The following is a 20,683-nucleotide window of genomic DNA, read 5'->3' as shown; positions in this document are numbered from 1 at the left end:
TTAAAGATTAGGAGCTGAAATAGATGCCTGTCTTTACAAAGAAAAATATCATTCGTTATCCATTTTATTTACTGTACAGTATTGCTCTTATTTTAGTAGGGGTAGTGACATATCACAACTGGATGATTGGCGTAGGGGGCTTTGTGCTTTTACTGGTGACCTTGCTGCTGTTTATTAAAATGGAGCGAATGTTAGTAGACGAGCTTGAAAAGTATATCTCAATGATTTCTCACCGGGTGAAAAAAGTGGGGGAAGAGGCATTAATGGAGATGCCGATTGGGATTATGTTGTTTAATGATGAATATCAGATTCAATGGACTAACCCTTTTCTAGCTTCTTGTTTTGATGAGGATTCATTAGTAGGACGTTCCTTGTATGATGTAGCCGAAAGTGTTGTTCCGTTAATTAAGCAAGAAGTTGAGACAGAAGTAGTCACTTTGCATGAAAGAAAATTTAAAGTAATTATCAAAAGAGAAGAACGTCTACTTTACTTTTTCGATGTTACAGAGCAGATAGAAATTGAAAAATTGTATGCTGATGAAAGAACCAGCATCGGTATTATCTTTTTAGATAACTATGATGAGCTTACACAAGGAATGGATGATCAAGTGAAAAGTAACCTGAACAGCCAAGTTACTTCTCTGCTTAATCATTGGGCTCAAGAATATGGTATCTTTATCAAACGGACGTCTTCTGAGAAGTTTATTGCAATTATGAATGAACAAACATTACTTCATCTTGAACGTAGTAAATTTTCGATTTTAGATCAAGTACGTGAAGAAACGTCCAAACAGAATATACCGCTTACACTAAGCGTTGGAATCGGTACTGGAACCTCTCCATTACCTGAATTAGGTGCACTAGCTCAATCCAGCCTTGACCTAGCACTAGGACGTGGTGGAGATCAAGTAGCGATTAAACAACCAAATGGTAAGGTGAAGTTTTATGGTGGCAAAACAAATCCAATGGAAAAGCGTACAAGAGTACGTGCACGTGTCATTTCGCACGCCTTAAAAGAGCTTATCACCGAAAGTGGTCAGGTTATTATCATGGGGCATAAATATCCAGATATGGATGCGATAGGCGCTGCAATTGGTATTTTAAAAGTAGCACAAGTAAATCAAAAAGATGGATTTATCGTTTTAGATCCTCAACATATTGATACGGGTGTAAAGCGGCTTCTAGAAGAGATTAAGAAAAGTCCTGATCTTTGGGAACGATTCATTACCCCTGATGAGGCACTTAATCTAGTGGGTGACGATACATTACTGGTGGTTGTCGATACTCATAAGCCTTCACTTGTAATTGAAGAACGATTATTAAATCGAGTTGAAAACGTTGTGGTCATTGATCATCATAGACGAGGCGAGGACTTTATTGAAGATCCTCTACTCGTCTATATGGAGCCATATGCTTCCTCTACTGCCGAATTAGTGACAGAGCTATTAGAATATCAACCTAAGCGTTTTAAAATTGATATGCTAGAAGCCACTGCTTTATTGGCAGGGATTATTGTAGATACGAAAAGCTTTACCCTTAGAACTGGTTCTCGAACGTTTGATGCTGCGTCCTTTTTAAGATCTCAGGGAGCTGATACAGTTCTTGTTCAAAAGTTCCTTAAAGAAGACATTAATCAATATGTGCAAAGAGCTCGTTTTATTGAACACGCAGAAATCTATAAAGCAGGAATTGCTATCTCAAGAGCAGATGAAGCTGAAACGTATGATCAAGTGTTAATTGCACAAGCTGCCGATACATTATTATCGATTAGCGGAGTCGTTGCTTCATTTGTTATTTCGAAAAGAAGAGATCAGCTTGTTGGAATCAGCGCTCGCTCACTAGGTGATATCAATGTTCAAGTAATTATGGAAAGCTTACAAGGCGGCGGTCATTTAACGAATGCAGCTACTCAATTACAAAACATGACGTTAGATCAAGCAGAAGAGCTATTAAAGCAAGCAATTGATGAATACTTGGATGGAGGTAAAAAATCATGAAAGTCATTTTCTTAAAAGATGTAAAAGGTAAAGGGAAAAAAGGAGAGGTTAAAAACGTAGCCGATGGTTATGCACATAACTTCTTATTGAAGAATGGATATGCTGTTGAAGCAACAGGTGGTAATGTAAAAGTATTAGATGCTCAAAAGAAAAAAGAACAAAAAGAAGCTGCACAGGAATTAGAAAACTGTAAAGAACTAAAGAACACGCTCGAATCTCTAACAGTAGAGTTAAAAGCTAAATCAGGTGAAGGTGGCCGTTTATTTGGTTCTATTACAAGCAAGCAAATTGCAGAAGAATTAAAGAAAAAACATAACATTAAAATTGATAAGCGTAAAATCGAATTAGATGATGCTATTCGTGCGCTAGGTTATACAAATGTACCTGTGAAACTACATCCTGAAGTAACGGCTACAGTAAAGGTTCATGTAACAGAACAAAACTAATGATAAACAAGGATTAGTCTATAAATAGTAAGGTTAAAATAAGAATAAATTAAATGTTGGCGCGAAGAATTTCGCGCCAACATTTGCGATAATCGAAAAAGCGATAGAGGGGCATAAACTATGAATGATCTTTTTGCTGATCGTCTACCGCCTCAAAATATCGAAGCTGAACAGGCGGTATTAGGGGCAATTTTCCTAGAGCCATCTTCTTTAACGTTAGCGTCTGAGTTATTAATTCCAGAAGACTTTTATCGAGCAGCTCACCAAAAGATTTTTACATGCATGCTAAAACTTTCAGACCAAGGTGAACCGGTCGACTTAGTTACGGTTACATCAGATTTAGCAAATCAAAAAATCTTAGAAGAAATAGGTGGAGTGGCATATCTAAGCGATTTAGCTAACTCTGTACCAACTGCTGCTAACATTGAATACTATGCGAAAATCGTAGAGGAAAAATCGATTCTTCGCAGGCTTATTCGAACAGCGACTGATATTGCTTCAGAGGGTTATGCGAGAGAAGATGAAGTCGAAGTCTTATTGAATGAAGCGGAAAAAAACATTTTAGAAGTAGCACAGCGTAAAAATACGGGCGTGTTTCAAAATATTAAAGATGTTTTGGTACAAACCTATGACAATATTGAAGTTCTTCACAATCGTAAAGGTGACATTACAGGGATTCCAACAGGGTTTACTGATTTAGACCGCATGACTGCAGGGTTTCAGCGAAACGATTTAATCATTGTTGCCGCACGTCCATCGGTAGGTAAAACTGCATTTGCGCTAAATATTGCCCAAAACGTAGCAACCAAAACAGATGAAAACGTAGCGATTTTCAGTTTGGAGATGGGAGCGGAACAGCTTGTTATGAGGATGCTTTGTGCAGAAGGTAATATTGATGCACAAAGGTTAAGAACAGGCTCTTTAACATCGGAAGATTGGGGAAAGCTAACCATGGCAATGGGCTCTCTATCTAATGCTGGTATTTATATAGATGACACGCCAGGTGTACGAGTAGGAGAAATTCGCTCAAAATGTAGACGTCTGAAGCAAGAAGGCGGCCTAGGAATGATTTTAATTGATTATCTACAGTTAATTCAAGGAAACGGTCGAAGCGGCGAGAATCGTCAACAAGAAGTATCGGAGATTTCTCGTTCGTTAAAAGCATTGGCACGTGAACTTCAAGTTCCTGTTATTGCACTATCTCAGCTTTCACGTGGAGTTGAGCAACGTCAAGATAAAAGACCAATGATGTCGGATATTCGTGAATCAGGAAGTATTGAGCAGGATGCTGATATTGTTGCCTTTTTATATCGTGAAGACTACTATGAAAAAGATACTGAAAATCAAAATATTATCGAAATTATCATTGCTAAGCAGCGTAACGGGCCAGTTGGAACGGTGCAATTAGCTTTTGTGAAGGAATATAATAAATTCGTAAACTTAGAAAGACGCTTTGATGATTCGGGTGTACCACCAGGTGCATAAACCTCTCAATTCGAGAGGTTTTTTTGTATATATATCGTATATGTTCGGTAAAAAGCAGTATATTATCTTTGTTTAAGATTAAATAGTTCGGATTTACATTGACTTTACTATGATAAATTGATACACTTATTTACGGTTAAATTATGTCGTAGTAGGCTGTTGCTTACTAAGCGGAGGTGCTTAAGATATGTCTTCAGTTGTTGTAGTAGGAACACAATGGGGAGATGAAGGAAAAGGGAAGATTACAGACTTCCTGTCAGAAAATGCAGAAGTAATTGCACGTTACCAAGGTGGAAACAATGCTGGTCATACGATTAAGTTTAATGGTGAAACGTACAAATTACATTTAATTCCTTCAGGGATTTTTTATGATGATAAAGTTTGTGTGATTGGAAATGGTATGGTTGTAGATCCAAAAGCACTTGTTCAAGAATTAAAATATCTACATGATCGTAACGTAACAACAGATAACTTACGTATTAGTAACCGTGCGCATGTTATTTTACCTTACCACTTAAAATTAGATGAGGTAGAAGAAGAGCGCAAAGGTGATAATAAAATTGGAACAACGAAAAAAGGAATTGGTCCAGCATATATGGATAAAGCTGCACGTGTAGGTATCCGTATTGCAGATTTATTAGACCGTGAAGTGTTTGAAGCAAAATTAACGCAAAACTTAGCTGAAAAAAATCGTCTTCTTGAAAGAATGTATGAAGTAGAAGGCTTTAAATTAGAAGATATCTTAGATGAATATTACGAGTATGGTCAACAGGTTGCAAAATATGTTGTCGATACGTCTGTTGTATTAAATGATGCTTTAGACGAAGGTCGTCGCGTATTATTTGAAGGTGCACAAGGTGTTATGTTAGATATCGACCAAGGAACATATCCGTTTGTAACTTCTTCTAACCCTGTTGCTGGTGGGGTAACAATCGGTTCAGGTGTAGGTCCTTCAAAAATCAAGCATGTAGTGGGTGTATCAAAAGCATACACAACTCGTGTTGGTGACGGTCCGTTCCCAACAGAATTAACAAACGAAATTGGTGATCAAATTCGTGAAGTAGGTCGTGAATACGGAACAACAACAGGTCGTCCACGTCGCGTTGGTTGGTTTGACAGCGTAGTTGTTCGTCACGCGCGTCGCGTAAGTGGTATCACAGATTTATCTTTAAACTCAATCGATGTTTTAACAGGAATTGAAAAATTGAAGATCTGTGTAGCATATCGTTATGAAGGTAAAATCATTGAAGAATTCCCAGCTAGCTTAAACGTTTTAGCTAAATGTGAGCCTGTTTATGAAGAGCTTCCAGGTTGGACGGAAGATATTACAGGTGTGAAATCTTTAGATGAGTTACCTGAGAATGCACGTCATTATTTAGAGCGTGTTTCACAATTAACTGGTATTCCGTTATCCATTTTCTCAGTGGGACCAGATCGTAAACAAACAAACGTATTACGCGGAGTTTATAGCTAATAGTGTAAAAAAACCAACGTTTAGTTTCTTAAACGTTGGTTTTTTGTTAAATTCATTTCTTAAAAATGTTTTTCTAAAAAAACTATTGCATTTAGTATCTAAATCATGTTATTATTACACATGTCGCTGATATTCATAGTATGAGCCATTAGCTCAGTTGGTAGAGCATCTGACTTTTAATCAGAGGGTCGAAGGTTCGAGTCCTTCATGGCTCACTTTTATTACTATGGCCCGTTGGTCAAGCGGTTAAGACACCGCCCTTTCACGGCGGTAACACGGGTTCGAATCCCGTACGGGTCATTTTTATTACATATTATAAACTGAGGGTCCCGTGGTGTAGCGGTTAACATGCCTGCCTGTCACGCAGGAGATCGCGGGTTCGATTCCCGTCGGGACCGCCATTTGATGATGGCTCGGTAGCTCAGTTGGTAGAGCAAAGGACTGAAAATCCTTGTGTCGGCGGTTCGATTCCGTCCCGAGCCATAAAAAGCATGACTTTTAAAAGTCATGCTTTTTTGTTTGTATATGGTTGAAAATTAATGCTGTTGTTGTATAGTAGAGGATGAATTTGTGACGATTACTATGTTATGAAGTATAATACAATTAGTGTATTCAAACATTATGAATACTTACTTTCCTATTTTTTGTTCGAAATGATAAAAGGAGAACGATGATCATGGATAAACGTATTTTAGTAGTAGATGATGAAAAGCCAATTGCAGATATTTTAAAGTTCAATCTGCAAAAAGAAGGTTACGAAGTGTTTTGCGCTTACGATGGTGTAGAAGCACTTGAAAAGGTGGAAGAAGTACAACCAGAAATGATTCTGTTAGATATTATGCTACCGCAAAAAGATGGCATGGAAGTGTGTCGAGAAGTTCGAAAAAAGTATGATATGCCAATTATTATGCTGACCGCTAAAGATTCTGAAATTGATAAAGTACTTGGCCTTGAACTAGGTGCAGATGATTATGTAACAAAGCCTTTCAGTACCAGAGAGCTGTTGGCGCGAGTGAAAGCAAATTTAAGAAGACATCAACAGATTTCAAATAATGTTGAAGAAGAAGAGAGCAATGAGATTACAATCGGTGCACTTGTCATTCATCCTGATGCTTATATTGTTTCAAAGCGTGGAGAAACGATTGAATTGACACATCGTGAATTTGAATTGCTGCATTACTTGGCAAAGCATATCGGACAAGTTATGACGCGAGAGCACTTGTTACAAACAGTATGGGGCTATGACTATTTTGGTGATGTTCGTACAGTTGATGTTACTGTTCGAAGATTACGTGAGAAAATTGAAGATAATCCAAGCCATCCAATGTGGATTGTAACAAGACGTGGGGTAGGTTATTATTTGCGTAGTCCAGAGCAGGAGTAACGCTACGTTATGAAGAAAGTCCGGTTTTTTCAGTCCATTCATTTGAAGTTTGTATTAATTTATGTATTGCTTATTTTAATTGCAATGCAAATCATTGGTGTTTATTTTGTACGCCAGTTAGAAAAAGAACTTGTTAATAACTTTACAAATTCATTGACAGAACGTGTAGGGTTACTTGCTTATAATATTGAACAAGAGCTAGAAAAAACACGTAACGACACGTCCCCTACTTTAGAAGAAGACTTAGAAGTAGTGCTGAGAGACTTTGCTTCTATGCAAGGGATTTCTTCTAAAGATATATTAGAAGTGCGCGTTATTGACCCGAATAGACGTATTATAGGGACATCAAATCCAAACCCTGAACAAATAGTAGGGAAAAAAATAAATGATTTAGCCGTTACGAATGCTCTTTTAGCAGGCACATCTTCTAATAAGGTATATCGTAAAAGTGGTGACAGAATTAGAGTATTGACTGTGCCTATTCGTCTACAGGATGATGTAGGAGGAAATGCTTCTACAAATCCAAATAGCCGAGAAAGTTTACAGTCAGAACAAGAGATACTAGGTGCTGTTTATTTAATTGCGACGATGGAGCCCGTCTACGAGCAAATGAGGAAAATTAATAGCATCTTTGCTTCCGGTACAGTTATATCGTTAGTTATTACAGCACTTTTAGGTGTGTTTTTGGCTCAAACGATCACACGACCAATGTCTGAGATGCGTAAGCAGGCATTAGAAATGGCAAAAGGAAACTTCTCAAGAAAAGCAAAGGTCTACGGTTATGATGAGATAGGACAGCTTGCCTTAACGTTTAATAATTTGACAAGGAAACTGCAAGAAGCACAAGCTACTACTGAAGGAGAGCGGCGTAAGCTAAGCTCTGTACTTGCTCATATGACAGATGGTGTTATTGCTACTGACCGTAAAGGTAGAGTGATTTTAATTAATGACCCAGCTGCGTCGATGTTAAACGTTTCACGTGAAACTGTATTGTCAGAGCCTATTGTCACGCTTTTAGGTTTAGATGAAACACATACATTTGAAAGCTTATTGGCCAATCAAGATTCACTAATCCTTGATTTTAGTACGAAAACAGAACCGTTTATCTTGAGAGCCACTGTGTCAGCTATTCAAAAGGAAACAGGTTTTATCAACGGAATTATTATTGTCTTACACGACATTACAGAGCAAGAGAAAATCGATCAGGATCGACGAGAGTTTGTAGCAAACGTCTCTCATGAACTTCGAACACCTTTGACTACAATGCGAAGCTACTTAGATGCTTTGGCAGAAGGCGCGTGGCAGGATAAAGAGATAGCTCCAAACTTTTTACATGTTACTCAAACAGAAACAGAGCGCATGATTCGTTTAGTTAATGACTTGTTGCAATTATCTAAGTTAGATAGCGAAGACTATCGTTTTAGTCGAGATCCGGTTAACTTTGTAAAGTTCTATCATTACATTATTGATCGTTTTGAAATGACAATTGAGCAAGGAATTACCTTTGTTAGAGAACTACCTGATGAATCCATCTATGTAGCGATTGACCAAGATAAAATTACGCAAGTATTAGATAATATTATTTCAAATGCGATTAAGTATTCACCAGAAGGGGGAACAATTACGTTTTCCATTAAACAACACACGCATGAAATTGTGGTGAGTATTAAAGACCAAGGCATGGGAATACCAAAGTCAAATCTGTCTAAAATCTTTGAACGCTTTTATCGTGTGGATAAAGCGAGAACGCGTAAGCTAGGAGGAACAGGTTTAGGTTTAGCGATTGCAAAAGAAATTATTGAAGCTCATGATGGTCGAATATGGGCAGAAAGTAAAGAAGGGGTTGGGACATCTATTTACTTCACACTCCCAATTGAAAGCGAGAATGATGAAGAATGGGAATGAGATATGAAAATATAAAAACCATTGTGCTAGTGATTCTGGTGGTTTTAAGCTTATTCCTGACTTGGAATTTATGGTCCTATCAATCACCTTCTGATTTAAATACTGAAACCCAAAACCTTCAAGAGGCTGAGGTAGGTGGAAAGAGTGAACTGGAGGAATATATACGTCCTACGAAGGTACTCTATCACCAAAGCGGCAGTCACTATCTGTCTCATGAAGAAAAGCAAATAGACTCATGGTTGCAAGAGATGAAAACGTGGAAATTAGCAGATATTACGGATGTTTCGAGTGCCATTGAGCCTAGTGGCTTTTTAAACTATGTTCATGATAATAATTCTGTAGAAATTGTATATCCTGACCTAATACCAGTGGAAACTTTTCAGCAAATGTTTAGTTTTACCACAGATAAATTACCAAGGATAGATTTTGATCGGGTAGTCATAAAGATAAAAAAGACGCCTACTTTGTCTGTAAACATGTATTTGGTGAACTATAATCAACAAAAAGTGTATGCAGTAAAAATTAGTAATGTAGTGAAGAACGATGTGCAAAAATTAGCAGATGCGGGAACGTCAGCAGAGCGTTGCGTAGTTTATAAAAAGAATGAAAACCGATATATTTTCATACCAGCTCAAACGCCTGATATGCACAAGCTTTATGCATATGAAGCACCTTTAGATATTCGTAAATTTCAAGATGCGCTGTTTACAAATCCAAGTTATGCCCGAACAGAAAGCTTAGCATATAGAGAGCTGTATACGGAAGGAACAAAGGTTATTAATGTAAATACACGAACAAATGTGATGGAGTATGTTAACCTCGTGAATTCGAATACAGAATCAAATGATGACGCAAATTTATTAAATCGTAGCTTTAGCTTTGTTAATGATCATGCCGGATGGACAGAGCCCGATTACCGTTTTGATAGTTGGAATCGTGTAACAAAAGAGATTACATATCGTTACTATCACGATAATCACCCTGTATATAGCAACCAAGGCATGACAGAAATCTATCAAAGGTGGGGTAATGCTGAAGTCTTAAATTATCGTCGACCTTTGTATCGCTTTGTTCAAGTTTCCTTACCTGAAACGAAAGTGCAGCTCCAGTCTCCTCAAGAAGTAATTGAAATGATTGAAAAGCATCAGGATTTTGATCCTTCTCTGCTAAATGACATATCAATTGGATATCAGCTTGAGGAAGGGATTGGGAACAATCAACAAAAAGATAAGGATAAAGCCGAGTATGATTCAAATTCCGTTACATTGGTTCCTTCTTGGTTTTACTACTATAATAACAAGTGGTACCGAGTTACGTTACCTGATGAAGGAGGCGTAAACGGTGGATTGGAATAAAACGAAATCGATTTTCATTGTAACGTTCCTAGTCTTAGATTTATTTTTAATTTATCAATTCATGAAAAAGCATGATCAAGATCAGTATTCATTATTTGTTGAATCAAGTATTGAAGATCAGCTAGCTGCAGAAGGAATTACTTACACGGAGCTTCCTAAGATTGAAAAAAATGCATCTTCACTAAACGCAAATAGTAAAGGGTTTAGTGAAAGCGATTTGAAAAAGCTTAAAAAGCAAAAAGCAAAATTAATTGATGAAAAAACAATTGAAAGTACGTTAGATAAACCAATTCCTGTTCCTACAAAGAATAAAACATCAAAGCTAAACCAGTTCTTACAAGACTATGTTCTTTCCGGGAATGCATATACACTTTGGAAAATCAATGAAGATAAAAATACAATTACATTTTATCAACAGTATAAAAATAAAGTTATTTACGATAATGAAAATGGCATTGTCATTGCGCATTTAAATGACAAAAATGAAATTACTTCTTATGAGCAGACCCTTATGGAAAATATCGAGCCTTTAGACGATGAACAAGAAGTTCTTGCGCCAATTAAAGTGCTTGAAAATCTGTATTTAAAAGAAGAGTTAACCGAAAAAAGCACGGTAACAGAAGTAGAGTTAGGTTATTATACTTTTGATTTACCTTTGCCAAGCTCACAGGTCCTTGCACCTACTTGGCACGTTGTCGTAGACGAAGATGTTGACTATTTTGTAAATGCTTTTGAAGGGCAAATCATTCAAAAGAGTTCAAAATAGTATATTGGAGTGAGAAAAATGAGTTTGCATTTTAGCGTGCTAGCTAGCGGTAGTACTGGAAATGCGATTTTTGTAAGTGATGGAGACCAATCGCTATTAGTCGATGCAGGCTTAAGTGGTAAAAAAATGGAGTCACTTTTTCAAGAAATCGATCGAGATATTCACAACGTATCGGGGATACTGGTAACTCATGAACATAGTGATCACATTAAAGGGCTAGGCGTGTTAGCCCGTAAATATAAGCTACCTATTTATGCAAATGCAAAAACATGGAAAGCTATGGACGGGTTAATTGGCCAGGTATCACCGGATCAACAATTTCACTTTGAAATTGGTCAAAATAAAACATTTGGAAGCATTGATGTTGAATCGTTTGGTGTGTCGCATGACGCTGCTGAACCAATGTTTTATGTTTTTCATCAAGGAGATAAAAAACTGACGTTAATTACGGATACTGGCTATGTAAGTGATCGCATGAAAGGCATTATTAAAAATAGTCAGGCTTTTGTTTTTGAAAGCAATCATGATGTTGAGATGCTTCGCATGGGCAGGTATCCTTGGAGCGTTAAGCGTCGTATTTTGAGCGATGTGGGTCACGTTTCAAATGAGGATGCAGCATTGGCAATGGCTGATGTTATTGGCGATCAGACAGAGAGGATTTATCTAGCTCATTTAAGTTTAGATAACAATATGAAAGAAATTGCTCGAATGTCTGTTTCACAAGTTTTAGCTGAAAAAGATATTGATGTGAAAGAACAGATAAAACTTTATGATACAGACCCTAATAGACCAACACCGATTGTTTATGTATAGTCTACATGAACAAAACAAAAAATAACTTCATTTAGATGGTTAGAAAGAAACAGAAGTGTCTAAAAAAGTAATAGTTAATCTGTTTCGGTACGTATAATCATAATAAATGAAAAGGTCGGTGATGGATATGGAACATTATGATGAGAATCGTGAACCGTCTCCTTCACGTCAAAAGCCAAGAAGACGTGGAGGCTGGTTTCTGTCGTCATTAATAGGAGCAATCATTGGAGGAATAGTGGTTGTCATTGCACTTCCATTTTTATCGGAATCAAATTTACTTCCAAACCCTCCAGCAGAAGAAAGTCAAGGCTCCATTCAAAATGGTGAAGATATTGTTCAGAAAACGGTATCTGTTGATGTAAACACAGATACTACAAAAGCTGTGAACCAAGTTAATGAAGCAGTGGTTGGAGTAGTAAATATTCAGCAAGGCGAAAGTTTTTGGAATGAAAGTGGGACAGACGCTGGCACGGGTTCGGGTGTCATCTATAAAAAACGGGGAAACAAAGCCTTTATCATTACAAATCATCATGTGATTCAAGGTGCCAAGCAAATTGAAGTCAGCTTGTATGACGGATCTAGAGTACCTGCACGCACATTGGGAAGCGATGAGTTAATGGATTTAGCCGTTATTGAGATTGATGCTGAACACGTAACCAAAATTGCTAACTATGGGGATTCAGATAAGCTGAAAGTTGGGGAGCCGGTTATTGCTATTGGAAACCCTCTTGGACTGCAGTTCTCTGGTTCTGTAACACAAGGTGTAGTCTCTGGTGTCAATCGTGTCATTCCACAGGACTTAAATGGTGATGGAAGCCCTGATTGGCAAGCAGAAGTTATTCAAACGGATGCAGCGATTAACCCTGGTAACAGTGGCGGTGCTTTAATTAACATTGACGGCAGGTTAATTGGAATTAACTCCATGAAAATTTCTCAGCAAGAAGTTGAAGGAATTGGCTTAGCTATTCCAATCAATATGGCCAGACCTGTTGTAGATGATTTAGAAAAGTATGGAGAAGTAAGAAGACCTTATTTAGGTGTTGGAACATTATCGTTAAGCGAAATATCAGGTTATCATCTAAAAGAAACGTTAAAGCTTCCGCAAGACGTTGTAAATGGTGTTGCCGTATTAAATGTTGCAAATGGCTCACCAGCTGCTAAAGCAGGCTTAAAAGAATATGACGTTATTGTTGCCTTAGATGGAGAAGATATTAAAGACTTAGTAGGATTACGTAAGCATTTATATATCGACAAAGAAATAGGTGATAGTATGGAAGTGACGTTTTATCGACAAGGCAAAAAACAAACGGTCACGGTGAAGCTATCACGCGAGTCATTATAAACTAAAAGTTATCCACAGAGGAACTTTCTCTGTGGTCTTTTTACTGATACTTGTGAAAAAGAAAGGAGATCATAATTTGAAAATTTATTGTTGCTTAGAACATACAGAATTAGCGTTAGATGTAGCCGTAGATGAGATTGAGTTAGCCCCAGTTTTTAAAGAAATAACTGAAGATGAGCGCAATCATGTATGTGAATACTGCGAAAACCCAGCGTTATACACAGTGGAAAACTAAAAAAACACAGGTTGTGTATATATATTGTGGATATGTGGATAAAATCTGTGGATAATTTATAAGGGAGATTATTTTGAATATTTCAATTGTATCGATCGGAAAATTAAAAGAGAAATACTTGAAGCAAGGCATTAACGAATACTTAAAACGATTAGCGCCTTATGCCAAGATAGAGATTATCGAACTTCCCGATGAAAAAGCACCTGAGAATCTGAGTGAGTCGGAAATGGTTCAGGTCAAGCAAAAAGAAGGAGAGCGCATACTAAGTAAAATTGGGCAAGATGTACATGTTATTGCTTTAGCGATTAATGGCAAACAGCGTTCATCTGAAGAGTTGGCCAAAGATTTAGACTCGCTTGCTACATATGGAAAAAGCAAGGTAGCTTTTGTCATCGGAGGATCACTGGGGCTCAGCGATGAAGTGATGAAAAGAGCAAACGCTACGCTCTCTTTTTCAAAGATGACGTTCCCACATCAGCTTATGCGCTTGGTGTTGGTTGAACAGATTTATCGTGCGTTTCGGATTAATCGTGGTGAACCGTATCATAAGTAAAAACTCTACTTTTATAGAAAAAAGAAGCTGGTTTAACTTAAACCAGCTTCTTTTTAATCAAATCTAAGCAGACAATAAAACCTTCTTTTCCACTTCTAGTTTCCGGTACATAAGTGCAATTAACATCGCAGGTAAGCTACATGCAAGCATTCCAATGAAAGCATACCTTGGCTCAATTTCATATAAGAAGCCACCGAAAACTGTAAATACAGCCGTACTCCAGCTGAGCGCGAAAGCTGAATACATGCCTTGAGCTTTTGGAATATGTGTATGTGGAATGTTTGCTGTTAGGTACTTCATGAAAGCATAGTGCCCCATCGCAAATGAAAACGCATGTAGGGTTTGGGCCATACAAAAGACAATAATGTTTGGAAAAATAAATACTAACACCCATCGCAGAGAAGAGCCAGCTGCAGCTAATGCTAATAGGGTACCCGGTGAAAACCGGCTAAAGCGTTTATCTGCAATCGAAAAGAAAATAATCTCAGCAATAACGGCAATATTGATAATGACACCGATTAGATAGATTGGCGCATCAATTTCTTTTAAAAAGATATAGCCATAGTTGTAATAAGTAGCATGGGCAGCTTGGAGAAGCACTACGATAACAAGTACAATTAAGAAATGTTTAGTGCGAAATAAATCTAAGATATTTACCTTTTTACTTGGATTTACTTGAGGTTTCTGCGATAAAATATCCGGAGCACTTGTGAAGCTGAGAGCCACAAAGCAGCTAATCCCAAGCAGTAGCGCCCAAAAAATAACTTTATCCCCAAATATTCCTGTAAACACGGTTAACAGGATACCTACAGAGACAAACCCAATAGATCCCCATTGGCGGCTTTTTCCGTAGTGTTTCAGCTGCTTGCTTTGTACAAGAACACCCGCGACGCTATCTAAAGCTGGCATTAAGGTTGGATAAAAAATATGCAAAAAGACGGTTACCACTAGTAAGCTTGTAAACGAATTAGCTGGAATGTAACAAAGAATTCCAATCAATGTGCCAATTCCCGCGATATTTAAAAGTGCTTTATTACTGATTCGTTCTAATAAATAAGGAAAAGCAAATAGTGTAGAAAGACCTCGCGCCACTAATCCAATACTCATAATAAAACTAGCTTCTGAAACGCTAATTCCTTTTGTTTGAATCATCCAGCCTGACCAGTAAGGTAGAAAAATTCCCCATGTCAGAAAAAAACTAAAAAAATGTGTGCTCATCCAACGTTGTGTATTCATTGATATCCTCCTTATCAATGGCATGATATCATGAGAATAAATAAGATTACTATGAGATATCTCATAGTTTTGAGGTGGAAGATGGAAATTTACAAAGGCGAAAAAAAACAGTTGTATCTAGAAAGCTATTCAATTGCTAATCAGTTTTCTTTTCCAATTGAAGAATTTCTTGAAGTGCGAGAGTATAAGCGAGATGAATGGATTATCCGCGAAGGGAAAAGACCAGATTTTTTGTTTTATGTGACAGAAGGCAAAGCGAAAATCTATGTAACGCATCAAAATGGAAAAGTATCGCTTATTAATTTTATTAGCGCGCATGATTTTATTGGTGAAATGGAATTGTTAAACGATGTGTACTATACAAAAGGTATTCAAGCTTCTACTAAAACAGTTTGCTTTGCCTTGCCGTTTTCGCAATGTCGCACGAGGTTGCTTGAAGACGCTAAGTTTCTTCGGGAATTAACAAAGTTCTTGAGTGCAAAAGCAACGTTGATGGCAGCTAAGTACTCACAAAGCCTAGCTTTTCCTCTAGAAAATAGGCTTGCAGACTTTATTTTACAAACGGCTGATAAAGGATTTTACCGAGAAAAGCACGTCATTGTTTGTGACTACCTCGGCGTTTCTTATCGTCATTTATTGCATGTGTTGACACAGTTCTGTGAGAAAGGATATTTGCAAAAAGAAGGTAGAACCTATCAAATTAAAGAACAGCGTGCTTTATATGAACTTGCCGAAGCAATTAAGAATAAAAGCGTGTAAAGTCCAAGCTGAATATATAGTAAAAATTAATAAAATCACATAAAATAATGTTAAAATAAACAGCGTTGTATCATTTCTTAAATATATCTATTCATACGAATATTCTCACCCTTCAATTAAAGAAAGGAGGGGTTTTTTCATGATTAAATTAAATCGTGTAAGCAAAAGATTTTCACATTTTGAAGCAATTAAAGAAGTGTCTTTAGAGATAAATAGTGGTGAGATTCATGGAATTATAGGAGCGAGCGGAGCAGGAAAGTCAACGTTGCTTCGCCTTATGAACCTAATTGAAATTCCTGATGAAGGAGAAGTAGAAGTGAATGCTCAAAACTTAACAAGGATGAGTGGAAAAAAGCTTCGCGAAGCGCGAAAATCAATTGGGATGATTTTTCAGCACTTTAATCTCGTTTCAAATAAAACGGTGTACGATAACGTAGCTGTTTCACTAGAGTTAACACAAACGCCAAAGGAAGAGCAGAAAAAGCGCGTATCTGAATGTTTACGCTTTGTTGGATTAGAAGAGCTTAAAGGTAAATATCCGTCTCAGCTAAGCGGTGGGCAGAAACAACGTGTGGCCATTGCACGTGCCCTAGCAAATAGGCCGCAAGTTTTACTGTGTGATGAGCCAACCTCCTCTCTAGACCCTAATACCACAGCTGACATACTAAAAGTCTTAGAAGATATTAATAAGCGCTTAGGTGTGACGATTGTCATTGTTAGTCATGAGATGGAAGTCATTAAAAGCATATGCAATTGTGTGACCGTTCTCGAAAATGGATCTATTTATCAAACGGTCATTACAAAGCCAAACGGTGTTCAAATGAAGGACAATGGGGCACAATACTTTGTAGATCAATTAACACGGGGAGAGGAAGCGAACAATGCTTGAAGTTTTGGCGCAATACGAAACTGAAATTTGGCAGTCTATTGGTGAAACCTTTGTCATGGTGGGTGTTTCAATTGTAGCTGCGGTTTTCATCGGCCTTCCCGTTGGCACTTTTTTGTTTCTTTGTCGCAAGGGGCAACTGCTTGAAAATCAGCTTATATTTTCAACCTTAAACCTCTTGGTGAATACGATTCGTTCGTTTCCATTTTTATTACTAGTCGTCTTCCTCATACCGTTTACTCGGTTTGTCCTCGGGACAGCAATTGGAACAGCAGCAGCAACAATTCCACTCTCAATTATTGCGATTGCACACTATTCACGTCTTGTGGAGCAATCGCTGTTAGATGTGCCTAAAGGCGTTATAGAAGCAGCAATTTCTATGGGGGCATCTATTCGAGAGATTATGTTTAAGTTTGTTTATGTAGAAGCACGTTCAGGCCTAATTCTTGGACTGACGACCTCAATCATTAGCTTTATTTCGTATTCCACTATTATGGGAGTTGTTGGTGGAGGAGGAATTGGTGATTTTGCCATTCGGTATGGATATCAACAATTTAAAACAGATTTAATGATGTACATGATTATTATTATGATTGTATTGGTGCAGTTTGTTCAATTTATTGGAATGACTGTAGCCAGAGTATTGGATAAAAGATAAGTAATGGAGGAAAAAATGAAAAAACTATTCTTTTTTATGTTGGTGCTTGTTGTAGCATTAAGTGGTTGTGGCCAACCAAACGAAGCAAAGGAAAATAAAAATAAGCAAGGACAAGATGGAGAAGAAGTGACGTTAAAAGTAGCTTCTTTAATACCACCAATGACAGAGATTTTAGACCTTGTAAAGCCAAAGCTAAAGGAAGAAGGAATTAACTTACAAGTAGAAGTCTTAAGTGACAACGTACAGCCAAATAGCGTGCTTGCAGCTGGAGAAGTAGATGCAAACTTCTTTCAACATGTGCCGTATATGAAAGAATTTAATCGTAATAACAACGCAGAATTAGTAGCTGTTGAGCCAATTTATTTTGCAAACTATGGTGTATATTCGAAGAACTACAAGTCAGTGGAAGAATTACCTGATGGTGCGACTGTGGCCATTGCTAATGATGTTTCTAACATTGATCGTTCGCTTTCTTTGCTTGCACAGCATGAGGTTATCAAGTTAGGTGAGAAGAAAGATACGTATTATACGAAGGCCGACATTAAAGAGAATCCAAAAAACCTTCAGTTTAAAGAAGTTGATTTATTAATGCTATCGAGAATGTATGATGATGCAGATGCGGTAGTCATGACGCCAGCTTATGCTGCACCTCTTGGCTTAACCCCAAAAAGTGATGCACTTCTTACTGAAGGAGTAGACAATGATTTTGCGATTACCTTAGTGGCGCGCAAAGATAACGCTGATTCAGATGCAATTAAGAAGCTAGCTGAAGCAATGACAAGCCCAGAAGTTCGTAAATTCTTAGAAGAAAAGTACGACGAAACAGCGATTCCAGCCTTTAAATAAATAAAAAAGCCATTTGAAGATTTTTTCAAATGGCTTTTTTATTTATATTTCATTAATTTTACTTTTTTTAATTACAAAACTTTAATAAGTTTCATAATCTATCAACGCTTGTTAAAAATCATTTAGAATGTCTATAAGTCAACTTGAAAACGATTACAAAAGGGGGATAAAGCGTATGGAAAAGCCATTGAGAAAATCAGATGTCTTAGATCAAAAGCCAAAGGTATATGACCTTTCGCAAAACAATATGCAGCCAACAATTATGGGAATGCCCATCTTATGGTTTGCTTTGTTTTTAGCTATCACAGTTGTAACGGTTTATACAGGTAATCTACCTGCTGGAATGATTGGAAGTTTACTTGTCATGGTTGTATTTGGTGAAGCTTTAGGTTGGATTGGAGATCGTTTGCCAATCATTAAATCATACTTAGGTGGAGGCGCTATTGTTGCTATCTTCGGTTCCGCTTATATGGTATACAGTGGGCTTTTACCTGAAACCGTAACGACAAATGTAACGGAGTTTATGACCACTGCTGGATTTTTAGACTTTTATATTGCTGCTTTAATTACGGGTAGTATTTTAGGAATGGATTCAAAAGTACTCATTAAGATTGGTGTTCGCTATTTTGTTCCAATCTTTGGTGCAGTGATTGGAGCTATGGTTATTGCAGGTTTGGTAGGAGCACTCATTGGTTTTTCAATTCGAGACGCTATCTTAGTTATTACTCTTCCAATCCTAGGTGGAGGAATGGGAGCTGGAGCAATTCCGATGGCTCAGGTTTATTCTGAATCACTTGGAAATTCACCAAGTTATTATATTTCAATTCTTGTTCCTGCATTAGCATTAGGTAATGTATTTGCCATTATCTTTGCAAGTTTACTAAACAGTTTAGGTAATAAAATTCCTTCATTATCAGGAAACGGCCAGCTTATCCCGGGCTTAAAAATAGAAGAAAAGAAATCAAAGTTTGATATCTCGAAAATGGGAATTGGGTTACTAGCTGCTCTATTATTCTTTGCGTGTGGCCATTTATTAGGCGCAATTATTCCGCTTCATCCATATGCTTTGATGATTATTCTTGTTGCAGTTGCTAAAATTGCAAACTTAATACCTGAAAATGTTGTAGAAGGTGCGAGCCAATGGTATCAATTCGTTGCTAAAACATGGACACTCGCTTTACTGTTTGGAATTGGTGTAGCGTATACGGATTTAAATGCCGTGTTAGAAGCACTAAGCCTGCAGTATATCTTACTAGTAGCAGGCGTTGTATTAGGTGCCGTAATTGGAGCAGCACTGCTTGGACGATTAGTTGGATTTTACCCAATTGAATCAGCGATATGTGCAGGTTTATGTATGGCTAATATGGGGGGAACTGGTGACGTAGCCGTTCTTTCAGCCTCTAAGCGTATGCAGCTCATGCCATTTGCACAAATCGCTTCTAGATTAGGTGGTGCTCTAATCTTATTGTTAACAGGTTTAATTATTCCACTCTTTATGTAAAGGCTGGGTTATACCTTTGTTATTTTTATTCAGATAGTAAGAAGTAAAATCTTTTTTACAACTAATATTTATTCTCTTATTAATCCTCTAGCTTGTTTAGATATGCTGGAGGATTTTCTCATTCTTTAAATTGGTAATAGGTATATTGATACCCTTTTGGATTAAGTTAATTGATACATGAATACTAGAAATAGTATGTATGAAAAACTTTATAATTATGATTTTAAAGGAAAAGAAGTCGTTGCTTACTATAAAATAATTAGTTATATTTAATAAAGAACACTTATATTAAAAGGATTTTTATGAACTTAAACATTTCTGTTAGGAAATAATTTATCAAGTTATAAAGCCGTAAAACATTCTTTAAATTTAGATAGCCTAGGTTGAAAAATGACTATCAAGTAGTTCTAATATACTATTGGAGATTGGAGAGCTAACGCGTTAAGACATGTTTAAGTGGAAAAAAATTTTATTAATAGTTGTGTGTGCTGGAGTATTTCTTTTTTATATGGGATATTTCAATAAACCAGAGGACAAGGTAAATGATTTCGTATCAGCTTACAATCATCAAAATGTGCGAGCAATGATTGGAATGTTTGACAATCAAGAAGTTAATCAAATGAAAAGTGCGATGAGCTTTGCAGGGAAAATTAGTGAGGCAACATTAGGAATAGATGCGAGCGAGTTGTTAATGGATTTCCTACCTATTTCAGAGAGTCTTTTAGGGTATACAGGCTCCCGAATGGACGCTTATATACAGTCAACTGACATGGATTTATTACATAGTGAAGCAAAAGTATATACACAAATTTCAATCAGTGAAGATGAAGCAACTGAGAACGAAAACATTATCTTTTTTCTGAAGAAAAAAGACCGAGAATGGTATATTACTGATATTCAAGAGTATTAAAAAGTATTAAATAAAATAATGAAAGTTAAAATGAATTTTTTATATCGACACAATGAAAAGTCTATATAAGAATATGTTCTCCTTACTAAAAACAAAGCAACTTCTGTTTATTAGTAAGGTTTTTTTATAAAC

At 37.0% G+C, this 20,683-nt stretch carries 19 protein-coding genes and 4 tRNA genes; 22 read left to right on the top strand and 1 reads right to left on the bottom strand.

The features are described from left to right. The first annotated feature begins 23 nt into the window (after nucleotides 1-23). The 16 genes from NIZ91_21045 (at nucleotide 24) to rlmH (ending at nucleotide 13,755) form a co-directional block, all read left to right on the top strand. Nucleotides 24-1,997, top strand: a complete 1,974-nt coding sequence (locus tag NIZ91_21045; GenBank protein USY55153.1) for a DHH family phosphoesterase — start codon at nucleotides 24-26, stop codon at nucleotides 1,995-1,997. Further along, the gene (gene rplI, locus NIZ91_21040) at nucleotides 1,994-2,443 is read left to right on the top strand and encodes a 50S ribosomal protein L9 (protein ID USY55152.1); all 450 of its coding nucleotides are present in this window, start codon (nucleotides 1,994-1,996) and stop codon (nucleotides 2,441-2,443) included. Before NIZ91_21045 ends, rplI begins: the two co-directional genes overlap by 4 nt. Nucleotides 2,444-2,563: 120 nt before the next feature. Further along, nucleotides 2,564-3,928, top strand: a complete 1,365-nt coding sequence (gene dnaB, locus NIZ91_21035; GenBank protein USY55151.1) for a replicative DNA helicase — start codon at nucleotides 2,564-2,566, stop codon at nucleotides 3,926-3,928. 187 nt (nucleotides 3,929-4,115) lie between these two features. Next, nucleotides 4,116-5,402 carry an adenylosuccinate synthase gene (locus NIZ91_21030; protein USY55150.1) on the top strand — a complete coding sequence of 429 codons (1,287 nt, stop codon included), beginning with the start codon at nucleotides 4,116-4,118 and terminating at the stop codon, nucleotides 5,400-5,402. A 142-nt stretch (nucleotides 5,403-5,544) separates the two neighbouring features. Then, nucleotides 5,545-5,617 (top strand) — tRNA-Lys (locus NIZ91_21025). Between the two features lie 13 nt (nucleotides 5,618-5,630). Then, nucleotides 5,631-5,702, top strand: a tRNA-Glu gene (locus NIZ91_21020). A 25-nt stretch (nucleotides 5,703-5,727) separates the two neighbouring features. Beyond that, a tRNA-Asp gene (locus tag NIZ91_21015) sits at nucleotides 5,728-5,803 on the top strand. A gap of 9 nt (nucleotides 5,804-5,812) precedes the next feature. Further along, nucleotides 5,813-5,885: transfer RNA gene (locus tag NIZ91_21010), tRNA-Phe, on the top strand. 193 nt (nucleotides 5,886-6,078) lie between these two features. Next, the gene (yycF, locus tag NIZ91_21005; protein ID USY55149.1) at nucleotides 6,079-6,786 is read left to right on the top strand and encodes a response regulator YycF; all 708 of its coding nucleotides are present in this window, start codon (nucleotides 6,079-6,081) and stop codon (nucleotides 6,784-6,786) included. A gap of 9 nt (nucleotides 6,787-6,795) precedes the next feature. Next, the gene (gene walK / locus NIZ91_21000; protein ID USY55148.1) at nucleotides 6,796-8,691 is read left to right on the top strand and encodes a cell wall metabolism sensor histidine kinase WalK; all 1,896 of its coding nucleotides are present in this window, start codon (nucleotides 6,796-6,798) and stop codon (nucleotides 8,689-8,691) included. Continuing rightward, nucleotides 8,682-10,046 carry a YycH family regulatory protein gene (locus tag NIZ91_20995; protein USY55147.1) on the top strand — a complete coding sequence of 455 codons (1,365 nt, stop codon included), beginning with the start codon at nucleotides 8,682-8,684 and terminating at the stop codon, nucleotides 10,044-10,046. Before walK ends, NIZ91_20995 begins: the two co-directional genes overlap by 10 nt. Next, nucleotides 10,033-10,812 (top strand): two-component system regulatory protein YycI, encoded by a 780-nt coding sequence (gene yycI / locus NIZ91_20990; GenBank protein USY55146.1) that lies wholly within the window; start codon nucleotides 10,033-10,035, stop codon nucleotides 10,810-10,812. The genes NIZ91_20995 and yycI overlap by 14 nt, the downstream gene beginning before the upstream one ends. 18 nt (nucleotides 10,813-10,830) lie before the next feature. Then, the gene (locus NIZ91_20985; protein ID USY55145.1) at nucleotides 10,831-11,625 is read left to right on the top strand and encodes an MBL fold metallo-hydrolase; all 795 of its coding nucleotides are present in this window, start codon (nucleotides 10,831-10,833) and stop codon (nucleotides 11,623-11,625) included. 127 nt (nucleotides 11,626-11,752) lie between these two features. Continuing rightward, the gene (locus NIZ91_20980) at nucleotides 11,753-12,967 is read left to right on the top strand and encodes a trypsin-like peptidase domain-containing protein (protein USY55144.1); all 1,215 of its coding nucleotides are present in this window, start codon (nucleotides 11,753-11,755) and stop codon (nucleotides 12,965-12,967) included. A gap of 76 nt (nucleotides 12,968-13,043) precedes the next feature. Beyond that, on the top strand, nucleotides 13,044-13,202 hold the full coding sequence (locus NIZ91_20975) for a CxxH/CxxC protein (GenBank protein USY55143.1): 159 nt from the start codon (nucleotides 13,044-13,046) through the stop codon (nucleotides 13,200-13,202). 73 nt (nucleotides 13,203-13,275) lie between these two features. Continuing rightward, entirely contained in the window at nucleotides 13,276-13,755 is a 480-nt protein-coding gene (gene rlmH / locus NIZ91_20970; protein USY55142.1) for a 23S rRNA (pseudouridine(1915)-N(3))-methyltransferase RlmH, read from the top strand. A gap of 63 nt (nucleotides 13,756-13,818) precedes the next feature. Here the strand turns inward: rlmH and NIZ91_20965 are convergent, their stop codons facing one another. Further along, nucleotides 13,819-14,991 (bottom strand): MFS transporter, encoded by a 1,173-nt coding sequence (locus NIZ91_20965; protein ID USY55141.1) that lies wholly within the window; start codon nucleotides 14,989-14,991, stop codon nucleotides 13,819-13,821. Nucleotides 14,992-15,072: 81 nt separating this feature from the next. Here NIZ91_20965 and yeiL point away from each other — a divergent pair, with 81 nt between their 5' ends. The 6 genes from yeiL to NIZ91_20935 all read left to right on the top strand — a co-directional run bounded on the left by yeiL (nucleotide 15,073) and on the right by NIZ91_20935 (nucleotide 20,551). After that, nucleotides 15,073-15,750 carry a transcriptional regulator YeiL gene (gene yeiL / locus NIZ91_20960; protein USY55140.1) on the top strand — a complete coding sequence of 226 codons (678 nt, stop codon included), beginning with the start codon at nucleotides 15,073-15,075 and terminating at the stop codon, nucleotides 15,748-15,750. Between the two features lie 139 nt (nucleotides 15,751-15,889). Next, nucleotides 15,890-16,639: an ATP-binding cassette domain-containing protein gene (locus tag NIZ91_20955; protein ID USY55139.1), complete on the top strand. Its 750-nt coding sequence runs from the start codon at nucleotides 15,890-15,892 to the stop codon at nucleotides 16,637-16,639. Then, nucleotides 16,632-17,294 carry an ABC transporter permease gene (locus NIZ91_20950; GenBank protein USY55138.1) on the top strand — a complete coding sequence of 221 codons (663 nt, stop codon included), beginning with the start codon at nucleotides 16,632-16,634 and terminating at the stop codon, nucleotides 17,292-17,294. Before NIZ91_20955 ends, NIZ91_20950 begins: the two co-directional genes overlap by 8 nt. Before the next feature lie 15 nt (nucleotides 17,295-17,309). After that, nucleotides 17,310-18,140, top strand: coding sequence for a MetQ/NlpA family ABC transporter substrate-binding protein (locus tag NIZ91_20945; protein ID USY55137.1), 831 nt, complete (start codon nucleotides 17,310-17,312; stop codon nucleotides 18,138-18,140). A gap of 175 nt (nucleotides 18,141-18,315) precedes the next feature. After that, a complete protein-coding gene (locus NIZ91_20940) occupies nucleotides 18,316-19,641 on the top strand; it encodes a 2-hydroxycarboxylate transporter family protein (protein ID USY55136.1) in 1,326 nt (441 codons plus the stop codon). A 508-nt stretch (nucleotides 19,642-20,149) separates the two neighbouring features. After that, complete coding sequence (locus NIZ91_20935; protein ID USY55135.1) at nucleotides 20,150-20,551, top strand: hypothetical protein; 402 nt, start codon at nucleotides 20,150-20,152, stop codon at nucleotides 20,549-20,551. Nucleotides 20,552-20,683 lie beyond the last annotated feature (132 nt).

The sequence above is a fragment of the Bacillus sp. 1780r2a1 genome (assembly GCA_024134725.1).
Classification (GTDB): Bacteria; Bacillota; Bacilli; order Bacillales; family Bacillaceae_H; genus Priestia; species Priestia aryabhattai_A.
Note: the sequence above shows the minus strand (reverse complement) of the source record. Positions and strands in the feature narration are given on the sequence as shown.

What these genes read in the sequence shown, in the direction of transcription:
- NIZ91_21045 (USY55153.1), top strand. Translation starts at nt 24, where the DNA reads ATGCCTGTCTTTACAAAGAAAAATATCATTCGTTATCCATTTTATTTA.
- rplI (USY55152.1), top strand. Translation starts at nt 1,994, where the DNA reads ATGAAAGTCATTTTCTTAAAAGATGTAAAAGGTAAAGGGAAAAAAGGA.
- dnaB (USY55151.1), top strand. Translation starts at nt 2,564, where the DNA reads ATGAATGATCTTTTTGCTGATCGTCTACCGCCTCAAAATATCGAAGCT.
- NIZ91_21030 (USY55150.1), top strand. Translation starts at nt 4,116, where the DNA reads ATGTCTTCAGTTGTTGTAGTAGGAACACAATGGGGAGATGAAGGAAAA.
- yycF (USY55149.1), top strand. Translation starts at nt 6,079, where the DNA reads ATGGATAAACGTATTTTAGTAGTAGATGATGAAAAGCCAATTGCAGAT.
- walK (USY55148.1), top strand. Translation starts at nt 6,796, where the DNA reads ATGAAGAAAGTCCGGTTTTTTCAGTCCATTCATTTGAAGTTTGTATTA.
- NIZ91_20995 (USY55147.1), top strand. Translation starts at nt 8,682, where the DNA reads ATGGGAATGAGATATGAAAATATAAAAACCATTGTGCTAGTGATTCTG.
- NIZ91_20985 (USY55145.1), top strand. Translation starts at nt 10,831, where the DNA reads ATGAGTTTGCATTTTAGCGTGCTAGCTAGCGGTAGTACTGGAAATGCG.
- NIZ91_20980 (USY55144.1), top strand. Translation starts at nt 11,753, where the DNA reads ATGGAACATTATGATGAGAATCGTGAACCGTCTCCTTCACGTCAAAAG.
- NIZ91_20965 (USY55141.1), bottom strand. Translation starts at nt 14,991, where the DNA reads ATGAATACACAACGTTGGATGAGCACACATTTTTTTAGTTTTTTTCTG.
- yeiL (USY55140.1), top strand. Translation starts at nt 15,073, where the DNA reads ATGGAAATTTACAAAGGCGAAAAAAAACAGTTGTATCTAGAAAGCTAT.
- NIZ91_20955 (USY55139.1), top strand. Translation starts at nt 15,890, where the DNA reads ATGATTAAATTAAATCGTGTAAGCAAAAGATTTTCACATTTTGAAGCA.
- NIZ91_20950 (USY55138.1), top strand. Translation starts at nt 16,632, where the DNA reads ATGCTTGAAGTTTTGGCGCAATACGAAACTGAAATTTGGCAGTCTATT.
- NIZ91_20945 (USY55137.1), top strand. Translation starts at nt 17,310, where the DNA reads ATGAAAAAACTATTCTTTTTTATGTTGGTGCTTGTTGTAGCATTAAGT.
- NIZ91_20940 (USY55136.1), top strand. Translation starts at nt 18,316, where the DNA reads ATGGAAAAGCCATTGAGAAAATCAGATGTCTTAGATCAAAAGCCAAAG.
- NIZ91_20935 (USY55135.1), top strand. Translation starts at nt 20,150, where the DNA reads ATGGGATATTTCAATAAACCAGAGGACAAGGTAAATGATTTCGTATCA.